Raw genomic sequence first — 19,114 nt, forward strand, 5'->3', positions numbered from 1 at the left:
GATCAACCAAAGCGTCCTGAAATGTAATCTTCTGTTCGTTTGTCAGAAGGTGTAGAAAAAATGGTATCCGTGTGATCAAACTCAACAATTTCTCCATTTAAGAAGAATGCTGTTTGATCAGAAATACGAGCTGCTTGTTGCATATTATGTGTCACGATAATGATCGAATAGTTTTCTTTTAGTTCTTGTACCAACTCTTCAACTTTCAGTGTGGAAATTGGATCAAGAGCTGATGTAGGCTCATCCATTAAAATAACATCTGGTTCAATAGCAAGAGCACGTGCGATACAAATACGTTGTTGTTGTCCACCAGATACACTGTAAGCATTATCGTTTAATCTGTCTTTAACTTCTTCCCAAATGGCAGCACCACGCAAACTTTTCTCCACAATTTCATCTAATATTTTCTTGTTTTTTATTCCATGAATACGTGGACCGTATGCAATATTATCATAAATTGATTTTGGGAATGGATTTGGTTTTTGGAATACCATTCCTACTTTCGTACGCAGTTCCTCTACATCATAATTCGCATCCAAAATATTGCGATCGCGATAAATTATTTGCCCGGAAGTTTTGACAGATGGTACTAACTCCACCATACGATTTAAAGTTTTAATATATGTTGATTTCCCACAACCCGAAGGTCCGATAATCGCTGTTACTTCATTTTCTTTTATAGCTAAATCAATATTTTTCAAAGCATGGTGATTGCCATACCATAAATTTAGTTGTCGTGTATCATAGACAATTTTTTTATCTATAAATTCTATATTTTCATTACTTTTATTTGCTGTTTTTAAATTCTTCACTTTTAATTGAACCATTTTAAAACCCTCCTGTGCCGCATAGGCTTAATAGCGTTTTTGAAACTTATTTCGAATTATCACAGCAATTGAATTCATAGCTAATAGGAAAATCACCAAGACAATAATTCCTGCTGCCGCAACGCTTTGATATGCTTCCTGTGGTCGTTTTGCCCAGTCAAAAATCTGCATTGGCATGGCAGTGAATTGACTAAGAAAGTTATCTGGTAAGAATTGTATAATAACTGGAATTCCGATTACAACCAGTGGTGCCGTTTCACCAATTGCTCGCGAAAGCGCTAAAATTCCACCTGTTAAAATACCAGGGATTGCTGATGGAAGGACAACTTTTGCAATGGTTTGCCATTTGGTAGCACCCATTGCATAAGAAGCTTCACGTAAATCCTTTGGTACTGCTCGAATCGATTCTTGAGAGGCAACCACTATAACAGGTAGTATGAGTAAACTCATTGTAAATCCTGCAGCTAAAATACTATTTCCTAGTGATAATGCTCTAACAAATATTGTTAAACCAAGTAAACCAAATACAACTGATGGAACTCCCGCTAAATTAGCGATATTCATGCGAATAAAACTATTAATTTTATTTTTTGTCGCGTATTCCTCTAAATAAATAGCTGATCCAACACCTAGAATTAAAGATACTGGTGCTACAACTGCCATCATCCAAAGCGAACCAACAAGAGCTGCCTTTATTCCTGCTTTTTCAGGAAAACGCGAAGAAAAATTCATGAAAAAGTCAGGTGTTAAAAAACCTATGCCTTGGCTAATAATTCGGTAAAACAATACACCTAAAGTTAATAATGCAAATAATGTTGCGACCAAGAATATCACTTTAAATATCTTGTTTACAATCATTCTGCCACTCATACGTTTGACAACGGATGCATGATCAATATATCCCATATTAATATTCCTCCCTAAAGCGTTTTGAAATCACATGAGCTAACCAGTTCATGAGAAGCGTAAAGAGGAATAGTGTAAAACCGACAGCGTATATTGAGTAATAAATTGTCGTGCCATATCCTGCATCACCTGTAGCAACTTGAACAATATAAGCAGTCATTGTTTGTATTGAATCTGTCATATCCATATCAAAACGAGGCGTCGAACCACCAGCTAGAGCAACAATCATTGTCTCACCGATTGCACGAGATACTGCGAGTACAATAGAAGCCATAATCCCGGATAGTGCAGCTGGTAACACAACTTTCATTGCAACTTCTAATTTAGTTGCACCTAAAGCTAATGCTCCTTCACGAATTGAGTTTGGCACTGATGACATTGCGTCTTCAGAGAGAGAGGCAATCATTGGCAAAATCATGATTCCTACTACAATACCTGGACTTAATGCATTGAAAATCTTTAACTCAGGTATGAATTGTTGTAACAGTGGTGTAACAAATGTTAAGGCAAAAAAGCCATATACAATTGTAGGTACTCCTGCTAATACTTCAAGAACTGGTTTAATAACACGACGCATATTATCACTTGCATATTCACTTAAGTATATAGCTGATGCTAATCCAATTGGTACTGCAACCACTGCAGCAATGAGTGTCACTTTAAGTGTTCCCGCAATTAATGGCAAAATACCATAGCGCGGTTGACTATTTGAGAAGGGCAACCATTCTCTACCGAATATAAAGTCTAGAATAGGCACACGTCGGAAGAACTCAAACGTTTCAAAAATTAATGTAAAAACAATACCGAACGTTGTTAACACTGAAATAGAAGCAATTACAAAAAGTATGACGGGAATTGATTTTTCAAACCATTTTTTCCCTTTCTTTCCCTTTTGTATAGCTATCATTTGTTGAACAGACTTTTTGTCTGTTTGTTCATTCAAAGCCATATGAAATCCCCCTTTACTAAAGAATTGCATAAAGCGCCATTTAAACAGGCGCTTGGAACAAGACATAGTATTTTAACAAGAGAAGAGAGTAGCACCGCTGCTACTCACCTCTCAACCGCATATAATTTGGTGATTTATTTTAATCCTTCTAATGCTTCAAGATCTTCTTTATATTTTTCTTCTGGCAAGCTTACATAGCCAACTGCTTCAGCCATTTCGCCAGCATTTTCAAGTGAATATTTCATAAAGTCATAAACCGATTCATTTTCTTTTACTGATGCATTTTTAACATAGACAAACAATGGACGAGATAGTGGTGAATAATCACCGGATTCGATTGTTTCATTCGTTGGTTCTACGCCGTCGATTGTAACAATGTTCATTGAGTCTTTGTTAGCCAAGTAATAAGCATAGCCGAAGAATCCGATTGCGTTTTTGTCACCTTTTACGCCTTGAACTAATACATTATCATCTTCAGAAAGCGTTGTTGATTTTACAATATCTTCATCTTCAAGAATAATTTCATTAAAGTAATCATACGTACCAGAATCTGTCCCTGGAGAGTAGAATACTACTTCTTCATCAGGCCATTCAGGATTTATGTCAGACCATTTTTTAGTTGTTCCATCTTCTACCCATAATTTTTTCAAGTCTTCAACTGTTAAGTCTTTAGCCCAGTCATTTTCTGAGTTAACAACAATTGATAACCCATCATAAGCAAGTTCTAATTCAGTAAAGTCAATGCCCGCTTCTTCAAGCTTAGCCACTTCTTCTTCTTTAATTGGACGAGAAGCATTTGAGAAATCTGTTTCACCTGAAATGAATTTTTCAAAACCTCCACCTGTACCAGAAACACCAGCAGTTACTTTTACGTCAGGTTGAACAGCCGAATATTCTTCAACTAATGCTTCTGTAATTGGGGCTACTGTAGATGAACCATCACCAGATACTGAACCTGACAATGTTTCTGTCGCTTCATCATTGCCGTTACCTTCAGTTTCTTCATTTCCACAAGCACCTAATACAAGTGCTGATCCGATCATTGTTGACATCATAAAGAATTTCCAGTTTTTCATTTGTTTAGTTCCCCCTAAGGTTGGTTGGTTTTGCTTACATCCATTACTATAAAGGTCCTGTGTTAAGGACATATAAACTGAATGTAAAGAGTTTGTAAATACAAAAAAACCATGATATGTATTTATATCATGGTTTTAAATTTAATAATTATTCAATTGTATCTTCGTTATCTTCTTCTATTTCGGTTTCCGAGAGTGCTGGTTTAATAGGTAGTAATGTAGGAGATTCACTTTGTTCTGCTGTTCCATTTTTCTTTTGTATTTCAAAGTAAGCGTCTACTACTTCACGAGCTAAGATCGTCCCTGTACTTTTATATTGTCCATTATAATAAGGTGCCCAAGGAATCATAACGGCATAAGCAATTTCTGGATTGTCAAATGGTGCAAAACCAATATGCGTTGAGTTAATGGTTGGATCACCCGATTTAAGGCTATTAGGACCTGAGTAAACTACTTGGGCTGTCCCCGTTTTCCCGGCAGCATCGTAAGGAGCATCCCCGAAATAAGATTTTGCTGAACCTTGACTACCAAAATAGACACGAGACATCCCACGTTTAATCTGATCGATTTGAGTTTGAGAATTATGAATGCGGTTTAATACAGTAGGACTAATTTCAGTCACTAAAGAACCCATTGTCTTTCCATCTGAAGAAGGCTCTCTTATTTCTTTAACCACATGAGGCTTGATTCGATACCCATCATTTGCAATGGTTGATACATATTGGGCCATTTGAAGAGGTGTATATGTATCATATTGTCCAATCGTTAAATCCATCAGATTACCAGGAAGGTCTCCTAGTCCAGTAACCCCTGTGGTTTCACCAGGTAAATCGATACCAGTCTGAACGCCAAGTCCAAATTGTGCATATGAATTACGTAAAACACTAAATGCGCCAGTATCTATACTCATACTTTGTTCATATTTATAAATTGCATCAGCTAATCTGAATCCAACTTTAAACATATAAACGTTTGAAGATTGTTCAATGGCTTGTAAATCACTCATTGGAATTCTAGAAAATCTATTAAAAACGGAGCTTTTTGGTATTCCCAATTCCCCGATTTTTATCGGTTCATCAATCATCACTTCATTTAATTGAATGACCCCTTGATCGTAACCTGTTAATAGAGTGGCAGGTTTAATGATAGAACCTACTTCGTATGCAGTGGTGAACGTTCCATATGCATAGTCGTTAATAACTCGTTTTTTAGTCTCTGGATCTTCACCAAATTGTTTTCCTACCATAGAAAGTATTTCTCCTGTATAAGGGTCCATAATAACTACAAAAGCACGATCAAATAAATTTGAACCATTTTGTTGTTTCAATTCTATCATTTTCGCTTCTACTAAACTTTCCATTTTTGCTTGAATCTCACTATCTATCGTTAAAACTAAGTCTTTGCCTGGCTGGCCCTCAAAGACAGATTCTGTTTCCATTACCGTTCCTTTTCCATCCGTAATGTTTTTTACAACAGATTTTTGACCTTGTAATATTTCCTCATATTGCTGTTCAATGTAACTTCTACCGACACGATCATTTCGTGTGTAATCCCTTGCTAAGAAATAATTAATTTGAGAATTAGGAATACCTTGCTTAGGTGATGTAGTACGACCTAATATAGCCAGAGACGACTTAGGAACTCGAACCCAATCGGTAGTGGTGTTAACGCCAATCATCTCACCTAGATGTTCTGAAACGCGTGCAAACTCTTCAGGAGTTACATCTTCACTTTTTATAATTTGAGGTGAAAGAGCATAACCAGAAGCCATTTCTCTGTAAATCGCCAGAACTTCAAGTTGTTGCTCTGTTAATCCTTCAAGTTCCTTTTCAGTAATTCTCTCTCTTACCAGTCTATCAATTTGATTTTGAATGTCACCTGCAGACAATGTTTCATCTGCTACCATTTTGTCTTTCTCTTTTTTTGACACCTTACCATCGGCTTCTTCTTTATGTAGACTAATCCAATAATCTTGCCTATCTCTTAATGTTACATCGTCTGATTCCTTTTTAATCATAGTCGCTAACTTTTCAGCGATTGTCATCATTTCCTGTTGTTTGGTCGTTTGTAACTTCGTATAAGTAATCGCATTTTGAGGTTCATTATCTACTAAAACACGACCAACACTATCATAAATTCGTCCCCTAGGAACACTCGTATTGACAGGAACTTCTTCCGTTCGTTCTAAAATACGAACAAAATTTTCTCCTTTGACAATTTGTAAGAATCCGAGGCGTAATATGAGGATAGAGAATAACAAAAAGATGGAGAAAAAGAGGATATTCATACGGAACGCTACACTAGCGCGCTGTTTGGCTTTAGGACTTGCGGCTCTTTTTTTGGATGTTTTTTTGGATGAATTGCGCACTGCAGCAACCCCTTTCTTTCTGTACTGTAGTATATCATTTCGCACAAAAAAACACACACTCATTTGACGACATAAGTGTGTGTTTTGTTTCACATTTCAGAGTTATTTTGCAGCTTCAAAGCGTTTTGAAACTTCATCCCAATTTACTACATTCCAGAAAGCGCCGATGTACTCAGGACGTCGGTTTTGATAGTTTAGATAGTAAGCATGCTCCCAAACATCTAAACCAAGCAAAGGTGTGTTACCTTCCATAATAGGCGAGTCTTGGTTCGCTGTAGAAGTTAGTGCTAATTCACCGTTGTTTAGTGATAACCAAGCCCAACCAGAACCAAAGCGAGTTGTAGCAGCTTTTGCAAACTCTTCTTTAAATGCATCAAAGCTACCAAATTTAGTATCAATTGCTTCAGCTAATGCGCCAGATGGATTTCCACCACCGGTAGCAGATAGCAATTCCCAAAATAATGAGTGATTGGCATGTCCTCCACCGTTATTGCGAACTGCTGTACGAGCAGATTCAGGAACTGCGTCTAAGTTTGCAATTAATTCTTCAACAGACTTACTAAGAAGTTCGTCGTGACCTGCAAGTGCGTTGTTCAAGTTAGTTACATAAGCATTGTGGTGTTTCGAGTGGTGAATGTTCATTGTCTCTTTGTCAATATGTGGTTCTAGTGCGTCATACGCGTAAGGTAATTGTGGTAATTCATAAGCCATTTGTATTTTCCTCCTAAAGAATATCTTTATTAGATTTTACATCTAATAGCGTATCAAACTTAGTTCTTTCCTACAAATATTAACAACCTAATTTGGTGAATTCAGTCTTTAGTCTGAATTTTACACAACAAAAAAGAAAATCACAATCATCACACTTTGTACAATTCCCTTTGTCATGACTGATGTTAAAAATCCAATTACTGAGCCAAAACCAATTTTAATTGCTTGTTTAATAGATGTACGTGTTATTAGTAACTCAGCAATAAAGGCACCTATAAATGGCCCAATAATTATTCCTACAAAAGGGATAACAAAAGGTCCTATTAATAACCCAATAGTACTTCCCCAAAGTCCAGCTTTACTACCACCGAATTTTTTGACTCCAAATGCATTTGCCATCATGTCAGCACCAAAAAGTAATCCCACAAAAAGCAATTCAATTAACCAGAACCACCAAGGTAATTCAGCAAATGAGAAGAAAACACCATATAGTAAAAATCCACCTAATATAAAGATGACTGATGGAATAATTGGATAAATTAGTCCAACAAATCCAATGATAAAACAGACAATAATTAAACTCCAAGCAATATATTCCATGTTCTTCCTCCAAAAAAAAAATCTCCTCTTTATCGTGCCTTACATCCATCAAGATGTAAAGCACTAGAGGAGATATTAATTATTATGCTCTTTTCCCTAATACCGCTTCAGCAATATTTACAGCGTGATCACCGACACGCTCTAAATTGCTCACTATATCAACGAAGACAATTCCTGCTTGAGGAGAACATTTCCCCTCATTAAGACGCAAAATATGTTTCTTGCGGAATTTACGTTCCATTTTATCGATTAAATCTTCTTGCTCAGCTACTTCACGCGCCAACTCTAGACTGACCATGTCTAAGGAATCTAGCGCCTTTTGAACAGTTGCTATTGTTAATGTAAACATTTCAGTTAAATCATCCATCGCATCATCTGTTAATTTAAGACGATTTACTTGTTGGTAGTCAATTAATTCAATTATGTTTTCGAAGTGGTCACCAACTCGTTCGATATCGCGAACTGTTTCCATTAGCATAATGTGTCGTGTTGAATCTGCATTCGAAATTGATTCAGCCGATATCTTCACTAAGTAATCCGTGATTTTGTGATCTAAATTATTAATCGCATCTTCAAGTTGGTATCCTGTTTCTGCGTGCTTTTTGTTTTTTGTTTTTAAATACTCAAACGTTTCTTGTAAACCTCGAACACTAAAGGCACCCATACGTAAAACTTCTTCTTTCGCTTGTCCAATTGCAATAGATGGAGCTGTTTGGATAAAATGCGGATCTAAATGTTTCGGTTTAAACTCAACCGTTACTTCCTCACCTGGAATGAATTTAGTGACTACGTATGCCCAAAAACCAATTAGTGGGAATTGTATAATTGTGTTCGTTACATTAAACGTTCCGTGAGCAAATGCAATTTGCATTTTTGGTTCTAATCCTAAAATCACTGATAACCATTCTACATACATAGTGAAAGGTCCTAGTATGATAATGAAAATAACAGAACCTACTATGTTAAACAATACATGAGTTGCTGCTGCACGACGAGCTGCAATTGAAGCACCAATAGATGCAAGTACTGCGGTAATCGTTGTCCCGATATTATCACCGAAAAGAACTGGTAAGGCCGCATCTAAGTTCAATATATTTTCTGCATATAATCCTTGAAGAATTCCTACTGTTGCACTTGAACTTTGCACAATTAATGTAAACACAGTTCCGACGACAACGCCTAAAATGGAATGATCACTCATACTTATGGTTAAATCAAGAAATGCAGGTAATTCACGTAGTGGTTTCATTCCTCCACTCATAAGCTCCATCCCTAAGAATAAACCACCAAAACCGAAGATAACTTCTCCAATGTTTTGAATTTGATTTTTCTTAACGAAGAAAATTAGGAATGCACCAATTGCCATAATTGGTAATGCGGCTTCTCCTACATCAAACCCAATAATAAATGCGGTTACTGTTGTTCCAATGTTAGCTCCCATAATAACTCCGATTGCTTGACGAAGTGTCATAAAGCCTGCACTAACCAACCCAACCGTTATAACAGTAGTCCCTGAACTTGATTGAATCAGAACAGTCACAATAATTCCTACTAACACCCCCATGAACGGGTTTGTTGTAAAGCGATCTAAAATATTTCTTAAGCGATCGCCTGCTGCTTTTTGTAAACCGTCACCCATGTATTTGATTGAAAATAAGAAGATCCCTAGACCTCCAATAAATTGAAACAGCATTTCCTGCCAATTAATTTCCACGATTTAACTTCAACTCCTATTTCGACAATTATCAACAATCTCCATTATGAATACTTCGACAAGGTAATGTAAAGACTCTTCATGTAAAATTTACAATAACTTAATATTAGAGATAACTTTGTTCTTACTTTCATCAATATTTTTTCTAAATTTCCTATGAGAAAGTAGTATGATAGATATAAGGAGTGGGTATCGTGTCTTTAACTCAAATTTTTATTGCTTCTATTATTAATCCAAAAAAAATTGCAGCTTTTCGTCTTTTACCGATTGGTAAAGTACTTCAATATGTATTTTTATTTGTAACTATTTTATCTTTCCTATCATTTATCAACTTTACCACGGGATTTAGAGAAAATTCTTCTTCGATTGAAGGTTTACTCGAACACGTAGAAGATATTGAATGGATTATTTATCCTTTCGCCTTTATCATTCAATTCATTATGACTACACTTCTACTGTTTATCCGTATAAGTTTAGTCGCTTTTGGTGGAATGTTTATCCTAAAGCTTCTGAAGCGACGGGGAGATTACAGACATGTTTGGCGTTCAACGGCATTTGCTTACACAACTCCTACCATCATATCTCTGGTATTCCTATATATCGGTTTAACAGATGGTTTGATTACCATTATTACAACTGTAATTTGTATATTCTATTTAGGTCTTGCACTAAAATATTACCCTCAAAAATAAAGTATACTCCCTCTTCATTCAGCATAGGTTGAATAAAGGGGGATTTTATTATGCGCATAATTGGACTAGCGGTCTTAATATTAGTATGTTCTTACATTATAAAAATGGATCTTCTTGATGGTACAATCTCACTTGCTGCATTCTCTCAAACTGAGCAAGAATGTATAAAGGAGAATAAATATGAAATATTCCCTGTTCAAACAATTGAAGACGATACGATACTGTCATTGTTTGGTGTATATCCATCAGAAGTATGGGTAAGCTTCCCTGATCGGTTAGAAGCTTTCTATCAAGAGAACCCTCATTTACGTAATCAACAAATTCAAGCTGGTGAATTTGTTAACGTTCCAATTTACAAAGACACACAAATATCTTGTTCATAAACACAAAGTAACGTTTCTTATTGTCATTTCCTTTTCATCACTGCTAAAATAAAGAGTAGTGAAGGCTTTGAGCCCCAAAAGGAGAGAATTTTTATGAGTGAAATTATTCACCGTTCCAAAACTCGCCAGGTTCGTGTTGGCGATTTAACCATTGGTGGTAGCAATGAATTATTCATACAAAGTATGACCACAACAAAAACACATGATGTTGAAGCAACCGTTGCAGAAATTCTGCGTTTAGAAGAAGCAGGTTGTCAAATTGTTCGTGTGGCTTGCCCTGATGATCGAGCTGCTGATGCTATTGCTGAAATTAAAAAACGTATTAATATTCCACTAGTTGTGGATATTCATTTTGATTATAAATTAGCATTGAAAGCGATTGAAAATGGTGCCGATAAAATTCGTATTAATCCAGGTAACATCGGTCGTCGTGAAAAAGTAGAAGCTGTCGTCAATGCGGCAAAAGCAAAAGGTATCCCAATTCGTATTGGAGTTAACGCAGGTTCACTTGAACGTAAAATCATCGAAAAATATGGCTATCCAACTGCAGACGGCATGGTTGAAAGCGCACTACATCATATTAAAATATTAGAAGACTTAGATTTCCACGATATTATCGTCTCTTTAAAAGCCTCAGATGTTAGTTTGGCAATTGAAGCATACGTGAAAGCTTCACAAGCATTCGACTACCCGCTTCATCTTGGCATAACAGAGTCTGGTACGTTGGTTAATGGCTCTATCAAGAGTGCCGCTGGACTTGGAGCTCTGTTAAGTCACGGCATTGGTAACACCCTTCGTGTATCGTTGAGTGCAGATCCTGTCGAAGAAGTAAAAGTTGCAAGAGAAATGTTAAAAGTATTTGGTCTTTCATCTAATGCAGCAACATTAATTTCTTGCCCTACTTGCGGTCGTATTGAAATAGATTTAATTACAATAGCTAACGAAGTGGAAGACTACATTTCAACAATTAAAGCCCCTATTAAAGTTGCTGTGCTTGGTTGTGCTGTAAATGGTCCTGGTGAAGCACGTGAAGCTGATATCGGAATTGCCGGTGCTCGAGGAGAAGGATTGCTCTTTATGCATGGTAAAACCGTTCGTAAAGTACCTGAAGCAACAATGGTTGACGAGTTGAAAAAAGAAATTGATAAAATCGCACAACAGTACTTTGACAAACAAGCATTAGAAAAAGAAGCTCTTGAAAAAGAAGCTCTTGAAAATCAAAAAGCTTAAAGGCGGTTGGTCATATGTCAAACTACCGATTTGGAATCGATATTGATGGTACAGTCACATGCCCTACTTCTTTACTGCCACATATAAATAAAGCCTTCTCATGCAATTTAGTGCTGGATGATATTAAAGAATACGATCTAACGAAAGCATTCCCAGTTGAATCAGAAGTTTTTTACAAGTGGTTTAAACAGGCTGAACCTGAAATTTATGCGTCTTCTCCTATACAAGTTGATGCGCATTCAATTTTGACTGAGTGGAAAAAGAAACATGAGCTATACTTCATTTCAGCTCGAGGCCAAAATGTACGTGATGTAACGTTACAATGGTTTGTTGAACAAAATCTTGATTACGATCACATTGAATTAATTGGGTCACACAATAAAATTCAAACAGTAAAAAACCATGCTATAGACGTGTTTTTTGAAGACAAGCATGACAATGCAGTTGGTATTTCTGAAGAGTTAAACATTCCTGTTTTGTTATTTAATACACCCTATAATCAACAACCAGTTCCTAATGGTGTTATACGAGTGAATAACTGGCTGGAAGCAGATGCATGGATTCAATATTCATTCTTATCAAAAAAAGCGTGAGGCATATGCCTCACGCTTTTTTTATTGACAATCAGGACATTTTCCGTAAATTTCGAACTTATGGTTATCGATTTGATAGTTTGGCATCGATTCTTCGAGCATATCCATTGGACATACATGAATTTCTTTAATTTTGCCACAAGCCATGCATATGAAATGATGGTGATGATGGTCAGTTTCACATTGCAATCGGAAATGTCGTTCCCCTGATAACTCGGTTTCTTCTAATATACCAAGCTCAACAAATGTACTTAAGTTTCGATAAATTGTGTCATAACTCATTCCAGGGTATTCTTTCTTCATCACATCAAGTAAGTTTCGAGCAGTTAAATAACGATCATTATCACTAAACAAAGCTAAAATTTGTTCGCGTTTGCCTGTTTTTTTGTAACCTCTATCTTTTAAAAGGTCCCAAGCCTTCGTAATATTCATACGAGACGTCCCCTTTCATCCTTCGTTACCACGCTTAACCAAATCTTTTTTCCAATTAGTACAAGTAGTAGTATGACGATGGATGTCATGACAATTGTCCCACCTGGTGCAATATTTAAGTAGAAAGCCGTAACAAGACCAATAATCACAGCTGCTTCACCAAACAAAACAGCATATAAAATCGCTTGTTTAAAGCCTTTAGCAAGACGTATGCTTGCAGCTACGGGCAATGTCATTAAGGATGACACGAGTAGAATGCCTACGATTCGCATACTAGCTGCAATAACGAGTGCGGTGACAATCATAAACAAAAAATGTACCCACTTTGCAGGGAGTCCTGATGCTTTAGCATACTCTTCGTCAAATGACAGTAAGAATAACTCTTTATAAAACAATAGTAAAAATATCACTACTATTAAAGCAATTGCAAATACAATCCATAAATCTTGACGACTTACAGCTGAAACGGAACCGAATAAGTAACCGAATAAATCTGAACTAAATCCATTTGCTAACGAAATAAAAATGGCGCTGAATCCAATACCTGCTGACATAATAATAGGAATTGAAAGCTCTTCGTAATGCTTGTATAAACGTCGTAGTCTTTCGATTAACACTGAGCCAGTTACTGCGGCAAAAATACCTAGATATAAGGGATTAAGAAACGCAAAAAATGCTATGGTTTGACTCAAATATAAACTACCCGCAATTCCAGCTAATGTAACATGGCTCAATGCATCAGCAATGAGTGACAACCTCCTGACAACAATAAATACACCTAGCAATGGGGCAATTAGACCAATGATGATGCCTGAAGCAAAAGCATTCTGTAAAAATTCATAGTTTAATAATGCGGCAATCATTGAGTTCCCTCACTTTTAGAATGATGATGGATTTTCCTTACAGAATGACCATACCACGCTTGTCTATCTTCATCACTTAGTTGGTTAAAATCATTTTTAAAGCCATGGAAATGTATGGTTTGATTCAAACATGCTACATGACTGATACGGCTCGATACGGTATCAACATCATGTGTTACAAGAATAATCGTAAGATGTTGTTCACGATTTAACTCGGCAAGCATATTATAAAACGATTGTACATGTTGATGATCAATTCCAACGGTAGGTTCATCTAAGATTAAACACTTTGGTTCAGCAACTAAAGCACGTGCGATAAAAATACGTTGTTGTTGACCACCTGACAACTCTCCGATGGATTGATTAATAAACTCCGCCATCCCAACAGAATGTAAGGCTTTTTCTATATTTTTAGCCGAGTTCTTTGGATATTTTTTAAACAGGCCAGTTTTTTTTACAAGACCACTTGCAACCACTTCGTAAACAGTCGCTGGAAAGCCAGAATTAAACGCATTGGATTTTTGAGAAACATAACCAAGCCATTCTCTTTTTTTGAAGTTCCGACTGTCTTCGCCAAATAAATTAATATTACCTGAGGATGGTTTTAACAGACCTAAAATAATTTTTAATAAAGTAGATTTTCCTGAACCATTTGGTCCTAAAACAGCTAAGAAATCACCTTGTTTAACTTGTAAAGAAATATTTTTCAATACGATTGTCTGATCGTATTGAAATGACACATTGTGTAGTTCAATATCATATGGCGCAATCATCAAGCTCGCCTCTTTCTAATCCATAATCATTACGATTTACAATAAGTTAGTATAACGAAGAATCGGCTAGAAGTAAACTCTATTATCTCGGAAGGATGAAGTATTGGATATTTGGGAACTAATTCAAGCAACAAAAGATAAAACAGATGATGAAATCTCTAAAATGACTAGTACAATGCCTGTTAAATTATCACCAAAAGAAGTGAAATTAGTACGTCCCATCTTTGATAAAGCATCAATTCAATGGTTGTTATTAGGACCTCCTGCACATGTCCATAAACAATTAGCGGGGATTCTAGGAACAAAACGAACCAAAAATCTTTTTCAATATTTTGGTCTATAAAAAGAGACCCAAGCAGCAATCTGCTTGAATCTCTTATAAATTACGACCGTAAATTATCAATGTTATCTGGCATAAATATTTGTTCTTTAAACATATCAATTTCGTACAAATATGGTGACTTTTTATTTTTTGCATCCATCCCTACATAGGGTGTTTCTAGAATTTTAGGAACATTTTCCAATTGCGGATGATGCACAATGTTATTAAGTGTGTAAAAACCAATTTCACCAAAACCAATATTTTCATGACGGTCTTTACCTGCTCCACGAATATTTTTACTGTCATTAATATGAAGAACTTTTAAACGATTTATACCAATTAATTGATCGAATTGATTTAGTACACTGTCAAAATCTTCGACGATATTATAACCTGCATCATGTATATGACATGTATCAAGACAAACAGAAAGTCGTTCATTATGAGTTACGCCATTGATGATTTGTGCAAGTTCTTCAAAAGAACGACCACACTCAGTCCCTTTCCCCGCCATTGTTTCCAAAGCAATCTGTACTGGGAAATCTTGTGAAAGTACTTCATTTAAACCTTCAATGATTTTTTCAATGCCTTTATCTGTTCCAGCACCAACATGAGCACCTGGGTGTAGGACAATTTGTTTTGCTCCTAATGCAGCTGTACGTTCAATTTCTTTTTGTAAAAAATTAACGCCCAGTGCAAATGTTTCAGGTTTGAGCGAGTTACCGATGTTGATGATATATGGTGCATGAACCACGATATTAGACATACCATGCGTCTTCATATGTGCATGGCCAGCTTCTATATTCAAATCTTCAATCGGTTTACGGCGTGTATTTTGCGGAGCTCCCGTATAAATCATAAAAGTAGTCGCCCCATAAGATGCAGCTTCTTCACTTGCAGCAAGTAACATGTTTTTTCCACTCATCGAAACATGTGAACCTAATAACATGACAAAAAACCCCCTTACTTTCTACGGTTTTTCATACGGCGTTCTCTCTTTTTAATTGCTTCCATTTCCCATCTCATATTACGTTTATAACCAGGTTTCACTTTTTTAGGTTTACGGACCAATGCTTTTGCTTTTATATCAATTTCACTTGCACTGCTCTTTTTGCGATTTTCACGTGTGTGTCGTTCTTTTAATTCTGACCACTCACCATCTTTAACATCTACATGAGCAAATGGAATTCCCATTTTTTCGATGCGATTAATCGCGTCTTCATCGGTTGGTTCATATAATGTAATAGCAGTGCCTTTTAATCCAGCACGAGCAGTACGTCCAACTCGATGTATAAAGAACTCCAAGTCTTCTGGAAGCTCAAAGTTAATAACGTGACTAATGCCTTGAATGTCAATTCCACGTGAAGCAAGATCCGTAGCTACAATATATTGATACTCAAGGTCGCGCACTTGTTTCATCATACGTGTTCGTTCACGTGGTGCTAAATCTCCATGAATACGACCAACACGGTAACCTGCTTCAGCTAAATAATTAGCAACGTCATCTGCATTTTTACGAGTGTTCGTAAAAATAATGGCTAAGTAAGGATTAATTCCTTCCATCACTTCTAATAAACGTTTCTTTTTAGATTTACTACGAACAGGTACTAAATTAAAAACAATCCCCTCAGCTGCAGGACGTTTTTCACCAATGTGAATGTGAACAGGTGATTCCATATATTTCTTCAAGAATGGCTGTAAACGTTCTGGAATCGTAGCAGAAAACACGAACATTTCAAGTGAACTTGGCATTTTCCCTGCAAACGCATCGATTTCTTCTATAAATCCTAAATCAAAAGCAAGATCGGCCTCATCCACTACTAATAATGATGCAGTGTGAACAAGTAATGCATTTTCTTGCACTAAGTCCCGAATTCGACCAGGCGTTCCTACCACGATATGTGGTTGTGTTTTTAACTTATCGATTGAACGCTGTTTATCAGTTCCACCAATAAATAATTTTGATTGAATTTCTGTACCTTCAATCAACTTGTTAAGTTCTTCAAAGATTTGTGAAGCAAGTTCACGTGTTGGAGATGTAATAACGGCTTGTAATTCAGATTTGTCAGCTTGTAAACGTTCAACAATCGGAATTAAAAAACTATGCGTTTTCCCTGTACCCGTATGTGCTTGACCAATCACACTTTTCCCTTTTAAAATTAAAGGAATTATTTCTTTTTGAATGGGTGTTGGTTCTGTAAAACCTAATTTACTAATGGCATTGTGTAAAAATGGTTGGAAATCATAATCACTATATTTGGACATTTTTGCCCCTCCTTACGTTCTGTACATTATATCATGTTTCGTCTATTTTAAAGACCATCAGCTTATCATAGATGTTGAATGCCCCTTGAGTCAATTAACTATTTATTTTGAAAGGAGGATTTTATGCGTTACCAATCTTTTTACCCTTTTTCACAATCACAAATTCCACAAATCCCAAACGTCCCACAGCCTCCTCCTACGCTCCAAAATGGCTTTCTTAACAGCCTATTAAGTTTAGGAGGGAATGCGGCACCGGCACAAGCGCCTAACCGCTTTTCTGGTGACCCTTCTCAAGCTCCATTTGGTCTAGGAAATGCAGGAACACCACAAGGACCTAATCGTTTTTTTGGTGGGCCTTCTCAAAATCCCTTCAGTACTGGAAATCCTACAAATCCTGGAAACCCTGGAATACCTCAAGGAAATCGTATGGAACAATATTTGCAAACAGCTGACCGTTTCCTATCGACAGCACAACAACTAACGCCTATGGTACAGAAAGTAACACCTATGGTACAAAATCTTCCCGCACTTTGGAAAATTTATCGCGGCTTTCAAAACATGCCCGATGCAACAGCTCTTAGTGGTGTAACTAGAGGCGCCACTACCGCTGCTGCTGCCGCTACTGTCCCTCGCACAATTGGTGCATCTTTACCAAGGATTTTTCAGCCACCTTTCTGATTTTTGAATTCGGCACTTCTCTCCGTTATAATAGATAATGACAACTTACGAGAGGAGTGCTACATATGAAAGTACTCAAAATTACCCCACGTGGTTATTGTTACGGCGTAGTAGATGCCATGATTATTGCTCGTAATGCAGCGATGGACACATCCCTACCACGTCCTATTTATATATTAGGTATGATTGTTCACAATAAACACGTCACTGATGCTTTTGAAAAAGATGGAATTATTACGTTAGATGGTGAAAATCGAAGAGAGATTTTAGAAAAAGTAGACGGCGGTACTGTTATCTTTACTGCTCACGGAGTTTCACCTGAAATTCGCGAATTAGCTAGAGAAAGAGGTTTTGTTTCTATTGATGCCACATGTCCTGACGTTACGGTTACTCATGATTTGATAAGCGAAAAAACTGCTGAAGGGTACCAAGTAATCTACATTGGGAAAAAAGGTCATCCTGAACCTGAAGGAGCGGTTGGTGTAGCTCCAGATGCAGTTCATCTCGTACAGACTGTCGAAGATGTTGAGCAGTTAAATATCAAGTCAGACAAATTAATCGTGACAAACCAGACTACAATGAGTCAATGGGATGTTGCGGCTCTTATGAAAAGCTTAGAACAAAAGTTTCCTCATATTGAGGTTCACAAAGAAATTTGTTTAGCTACACAGGTTCGTCAAGAAGCGGTGGCTGGTCAAGCTGGAGCTGCCGAATTGTTAATCGTTGTTGGTGACCCGATGAGTAATAATTCAAACAGACTGACACAAGTATCAGAAGAAATTGCAAATACCCCTTCATATCGTATTTCTGATCTATCCGAACTTAAGCTAGAGTGGTTAGATGGTATTGAAGTTATTGCGGTAACTGCAGGCGCATCAACACCTACACCCATCGTAAAAGAAGTCGTTAAATTCTTAGAGAAGTATGATCCACTTAATCCAGAAACGTTTAGTCTTGAACGAACAGTAACAATTGATAAAATTTTACCTAAAATAAAAACAATTAAACCAGTGAATAGAATTGAACCATATCCACTATCATAACAAAAGAGGCTATCCAATAAGTCCCTAAAATAAACAGGTGAAGGAAAACGAGTCGTTTTTCTTCACCTGTTTTTATGTTTTTACTTATTGCTCTTGAAAGCAGCTGGCGGATCCCTACTACTTTTAAGAGATTTTGTACCAATGCCACAATCCCAAACTCTGTGTGGACCTTATCAAGTCCTCGCAGTAAAAATCTACGGAACGACTATTGCCTTTGATATGACCAAAAACACTTTCTACGTCAATTTTACGTTGCGCGTAGATGCGTGATTTTGTTTCAGATTCAAGGGATACTTTAGCCTTTGCTTTCATTTCTTCAAAAATAGGATTGCATTGAACTTGGCGATTGTCTTTGGCTCTTGTATAGAATGCTTTCAACGAACAATCCGATCATCAATCGACTCAATCATTTCATCAATTACTCGTGAGACATGGTTACTTGGGATTAAATCTTGAATATCGAAATGAGAAATTCCTTGTTGGGTATTGTATGGAAGAAAAGTAGGTGAGTAATTTTCTTTTTTAAAAACCAATGTTTCCTCTTGAATTGTCAGTGGAAGTGAAGTTTGTTCAGTCATCTAATTTTGATTAGTAATCTTTGGATTGTACATTAAAAATCGTCCTTTCAAAATGAAGGTTTGGTTACTTTCATTTTACAAGTAGGACGATTTTTTTGTGTTTATTTTTAA

The 19,114-nt window shown here is 36.6% G+C and carries 22 protein-coding genes; 7 read left to right on the plus strand and 15 right to left on the minus strand.

The genetic code is table 11. The annotated features are described in order from the left end of the window. Positions 1-2: 2 nt before the first annotated feature. The 8 genes from pstB to C406_RS0108140 form a co-directional block, all read right to left on the minus strand. Entirely contained in the window at positions 3-827 is an 825-nt protein-coding gene (pstB, locus tag C406_RS0108105; RefSeq protein WP_017380103.1) for a phosphate ABC transporter ATP-binding protein PstB, read from the minus strand. Positions 828-854: 27 nt separating this feature from the next. Further along, on the minus strand, positions 855-1,733 hold the full coding sequence (gene pstA, locus C406_RS0108110; protein ID WP_017380104.1) for a phosphate ABC transporter permease PstA: 879 nt from the start codon (positions 1,731-1,733) through the stop codon (positions 855-857). A gap of 1 nt (position 1,734) precedes the next feature. Continuing rightward, positions 1,735-2,682: a phosphate ABC transporter permease subunit PstC gene (pstC, locus tag C406_RS0108115; protein WP_017380105.1), complete on the minus strand. Its 948-nt coding sequence runs from the start codon at positions 2,680-2,682 to the stop codon at positions 1,735-1,737. A 134-nt stretch (positions 2,683-2,816) separates the two neighbouring features. Next, positions 2,817-3,758 carry a PstS family phosphate ABC transporter substrate-binding protein gene (locus C406_RS0108120; protein ID WP_017380106.1) on the minus strand — a complete coding sequence of 314 codons (942 nt, stop codon included), beginning with the start codon at positions 3,756-3,758 and terminating at the stop codon, positions 2,817-2,819. 148 nt (positions 3,759-3,906) lie between these two features. After that, on the minus strand, positions 3,907-6,126 hold the full coding sequence (locus C406_RS0108125) for a peptidoglycan D,D-transpeptidase FtsI family protein (RefSeq protein WP_017380107.1): 2,220 nt from the start codon (positions 6,124-6,126) through the stop codon (positions 3,907-3,909). Between the two features lie 102 nt (positions 6,127-6,228). Then, entirely contained in the window at positions 6,229-6,837 is a 609-nt protein-coding gene (locus tag C406_RS0108130) for a superoxide dismutase (RefSeq protein WP_017380108.1), read from the minus strand. A gap of 120 nt (positions 6,838-6,957) precedes the next feature. Further along, entirely contained in the window at positions 6,958-7,437 is a 480-nt protein-coding gene (locus C406_RS0108135; protein WP_017380109.1) for a DUF456 domain-containing protein, read from the minus strand. A gap of 82 nt (positions 7,438-7,519) precedes the next feature. After that, on the minus strand, positions 7,520-9,151 hold the full coding sequence (locus C406_RS0108140) for a Na/Pi cotransporter family protein (RefSeq protein ID WP_017380110.1): 1,632 nt from the start codon (positions 9,149-9,151) through the stop codon (positions 7,520-7,522). Between the two features lie 194 nt (positions 9,152-9,345). On the opposite strand from C406_RS0108140, the gene C406_RS0108145 reads away from it, so the two are divergent. The 4 genes from C406_RS0108145 (at position 9,346) to C406_RS0108160 (ending at position 12,049) form a co-directional block, all read left to right on the plus strand. Then, on the plus strand, positions 9,346-9,843 hold the full coding sequence (locus tag C406_RS0108145; RefSeq protein WP_017380111.1) for a DUF1189 family protein: 498 nt from the start codon (positions 9,346-9,348) through the stop codon (positions 9,841-9,843). Between the two features lie 50 nt (positions 9,844-9,893). After that, positions 9,894-10,226 carry a hypothetical protein gene (locus C406_RS0108150; RefSeq protein WP_017380112.1) on the plus strand — a complete coding sequence of 111 codons (333 nt, stop codon included), beginning with the start codon at positions 9,894-9,896 and terminating at the stop codon, positions 10,224-10,226. A gap of 93 nt (positions 10,227-10,319) precedes the next feature. After that, positions 10,320-11,456, plus strand: a complete 1,137-nt coding sequence (ispG, locus tag C406_RS0108155) for a flavodoxin-dependent (E)-4-hydroxy-3-methylbut-2-enyl-diphosphate synthase (RefSeq protein ID WP_017380113.1) — start codon at positions 10,320-10,322, stop codon at positions 11,454-11,456. 14 nt (positions 11,457-11,470) lie between these two features. Continuing rightward, the gene (locus tag C406_RS0108160) at positions 11,471-12,049 is read left to right on the plus strand and encodes a hypothetical protein (protein WP_017380114.1); all 579 of its coding nucleotides are present in this window, start codon (positions 11,471-11,473) and stop codon (positions 12,047-12,049) included. Positions 12,050-12,070: 21 nt separating this feature from the next. Here the strand turns inward: C406_RS0108160 and C406_RS0108165 are convergent, their stop codons facing one another. The 3 genes from C406_RS0108165 to C406_RS0108175 are packed head-to-tail and all read right to left on the minus strand — an operon-like array spanning position 12,071 to position 14,117. Continuing rightward, positions 12,071-12,481, minus strand: coding sequence for a Fur family transcriptional regulator (locus tag C406_RS0108165; protein ID WP_017380115.1), 411 nt, complete (start codon positions 12,479-12,481; stop codon positions 12,071-12,073). Beyond that, a complete protein-coding gene (locus tag C406_RS0108170; RefSeq protein WP_017380116.1) occupies positions 12,478-13,344 on the minus strand; it encodes a metal ABC transporter permease in 867 nt (288 codons plus the stop codon). Before C406_RS0108170 ends, C406_RS0108165 begins: the two co-directional genes overlap by 4 nt. Beyond that, the gene (locus tag C406_RS0108175; protein WP_017380117.1) at positions 13,341-14,117 is read right to left on the minus strand and encodes a metal ABC transporter ATP-binding protein; all 777 of its coding nucleotides are present in this window, start codon (positions 14,115-14,117) and stop codon (positions 13,341-13,343) included. The genes C406_RS0108170 and C406_RS0108175 overlap by 4 nt, the downstream gene beginning before the upstream one ends. 103 nt (positions 14,118-14,220) lie before the next feature. On the opposite strand from C406_RS0108175, the gene C406_RS0108180 reads away from it, so the two are divergent. Then, complete coding sequence (locus C406_RS0108180; RefSeq protein ID WP_017380118.1) at positions 14,221-14,460, plus strand: hypothetical protein; 240 nt, start codon at positions 14,221-14,223, stop codon at positions 14,458-14,460. 40 nt (positions 14,461-14,500) lie between these two features. Here C406_RS0108180 and C406_RS0108185 read toward each other — a convergent pair whose 3' ends face one another. Continuing rightward, the gene (locus tag C406_RS0108185) at positions 14,501-15,388 is read right to left on the minus strand and encodes a deoxyribonuclease IV (RefSeq protein ID WP_017380119.1); all 888 of its coding nucleotides are present in this window, start codon (positions 15,386-15,388) and stop codon (positions 14,501-14,503) included. 14 nt (positions 15,389-15,402) lie between these two features. Beyond that, on the minus strand, positions 15,403-16,704 hold the full coding sequence (locus tag C406_RS0108190) for a DEAD/DEAH box helicase (RefSeq protein WP_017380120.1): 1,302 nt from the start codon (positions 16,702-16,704) through the stop codon (positions 15,403-15,405). Between the two features lie 123 nt (positions 16,705-16,827). Here C406_RS0108190 and vrrA point away from each other — a divergent pair, with 123 nt between their 5' ends. Together vrrA and C406_RS0108200 are read left to right on the plus strand one after the other, a co-directional pair. Next, complete coding sequence (gene vrrA, locus C406_RS0108195) at positions 16,828-17,382, plus strand: VrrA/YqfQ family protein (RefSeq protein ID WP_017380121.1); 555 nt, start codon at positions 16,828-16,830, stop codon at positions 17,380-17,382. 65 nt (positions 17,383-17,447) lie between these two features. Next, positions 17,448-18,425, plus strand: a complete 978-nt coding sequence (locus C406_RS0108200) for a 4-hydroxy-3-methylbut-2-enyl diphosphate reductase (RefSeq protein WP_017380122.1) — start codon at positions 17,448-17,450, stop codon at positions 18,423-18,425. Positions 18,426-18,548: 123 nt separating this feature from the next. Here C406_RS0108200 and C406_RS21400 read toward each other — a convergent pair whose 3' ends face one another. Together C406_RS21400 and C406_RS20510 are read right to left on the minus strand one after the other, a co-directional pair. Then, on the minus strand, positions 18,549-18,803 hold the full coding sequence (locus C406_RS21400) for a transposase (RefSeq protein ID WP_081503739.1): 255 nt from the start codon (positions 18,801-18,803) through the stop codon (positions 18,549-18,551). Next, positions 18,800-19,003, minus strand: a complete 204-nt coding sequence (locus C406_RS20510) for a hypothetical protein (protein ID WP_192812585.1) — start codon at positions 19,001-19,003, stop codon at positions 18,800-18,802. Before C406_RS20510 ends, C406_RS21400 begins: the two co-directional genes overlap by 4 nt. Between the last annotated feature and the right edge of the window lie 111 nt (positions 19,004-19,114).

Origin of the sequence: Paenisporosarcina sp. TG-14, assembly GCF_000297555.1 — a bacterium.
GTDB lineage: Bacteria > Bacillota > Bacilli > Bacillales_A > Planococcaceae > Paenisporosarcina > Paenisporosarcina antarctica.